The 1436-nt window shown below is 41.8% G+C and carries 3 protein-coding genes; 2 read left to right on the forward strand and 1 reads right to left on the reverse strand.

Annotated features, from left to right (window positions below):
• A partial coding sequence (locus tag DXC01_RS19675) for an IS4/Tn5 family transposase DNA-binding protein (protein WP_279221589.1) occupies positions 1 to 740 on the reverse strand: 740 nt, incomplete at its 3' end.
• A 180-nt stretch (positions 741 to 920) separates the two neighbouring features.
• Between DXC01_RS19675 and tnpA the strand changes: the two genes are divergently transcribed.
• A complete protein-coding gene (gene tnpA / locus DXC01_RS19680; protein ID WP_118699665.1) occupies positions 921 to 1343 on the forward strand; it encodes an IS200/IS605 family transposase in 423 nt (140 codons plus the stop codon).
• The coding region (locus DXC01_RS21390) for a helix-turn-helix domain-containing protein (protein WP_147399653.1) at positions 1343 to 1436 on the forward strand (94 nt) is incomplete at its 3' end. The genes tnpA and DXC01_RS21390, both read left to right, overlap by 1 nt.

Below are 1436 nucleotides of genomic sequence, written 5' to 3' on the forward strand. Positions count from 1 at the left end.
TTCCGGCTCATCCGGACAACCATGCTTCCTGCCACTGGGGAACTACGTAATTCATGAAAGATCTTTTTCCCATCATCTACCATACGATTTTGTACGATCCGGATCAGAAAATTTGCTTTCAGATCCGCTGCTTCTGAGAAAAATTCATAGAAATCACCTTCCCGGTCACATACTGTTAATATTGGGATATCCGCTGGCATTCTCAGCAGTGTCTCACGCATGCTGTCCAGCCATCGGAAATTTTCTTTTTCCTCTATTGGTCTGGAACGTTTTTGCTCTTTTGTCTGGGAATCGTCCTTCGGCTTTTCCCGTGTATTTGTCTCCTGGTAGATAATACCCAAAGGGATCCCCTGGTCTGTCACGGCGATGCAAGAATGGACCAGCATTCCCCTTTGCTCCGTACTGCAATAGTATCCCATTCCCTGGATCGCTTTCCGGTCTCCAAATCCAACAGCGGTAGTATCCTGAACAGCTAAGATCCACTCTGCATCTGCACATTTTATTTTTTCTACAGTTGCTCTGGATATGCTGTCAAGTAATTCATCTTTGGATATCTCGCTATTACTAAAGAAACGGTATGCCGCTTTGGCAGAACTTCTGGAGCCGGTAGCTGCCCAAGTAGATTTTCCGGGCGATGCTGCAAAAGCGTCTATGATCTTGAAGAAACGTGACTTCAAACGCTGGTCAGTAAAATTTATGTCCACAAACTCTTCTTGCCAGTTCTTGTATTCCGCCGTCATTTGGATCTCCCCTTTTTCTTTAGTATAACATGGGAACATATAAATATCTATGATTACTTATGGGTCAAGTTAAGGCTTTAGCTACGGGGATATAAGACGCGTCCATCGAATTTACGCAAGTAATTGAAGATGGACAAAACAATGATTGTATTAATTGCAAAAATATAATATAATACAAATATGAACACAACATATAAATCCAATAACAATATCGTCTATTCCTGTAAGTATCATGTGGTATGGTGCCCAAAATATAGACGAAAAGTATTAACTAATGGTGTAGATGTCCGGCTGAAAGAGCTGCTCACAGAGTATGCTGCAAATCTTTCTGTAGACATTCTGGAAATGAAAATCATGCCAGATCATGTTCATATGCTGCTGGAAGTAGATCCTCAGCTGGGTATCCACAAAGCTGTAAAATCTTTCAAAAGCTATACGTCCAGGATCTTAAGACAGGAATTTCCGTATCTTAAAACCAAAATGCCGACTCTGTGGACAAACAGCTATTTTGTATCTACCGTGGACGGTGCTCCGCTGGAAACAGTAAAACAGTATATTGAGAACCAGAAAACATCGCAGAGACAAAAGGATAAGATGGGATAATGCAAAAAGGGATCAAATTCAGGATCTACCCGAACAGAGAACAGAAAAACCTCATCCACAGAACACTGGGATGCTGCCGGCTCATCTATAACA

It is taken from the genome of Blautia sp. OM07-19, from assembly GCF_003481595.1.
Classification (GTDB): domain Bacteria; phylum Bacillota; class Clostridia; order Lachnospirales; family Lachnospiraceae; genus Blautia_A; species Blautia_A intestinihominis.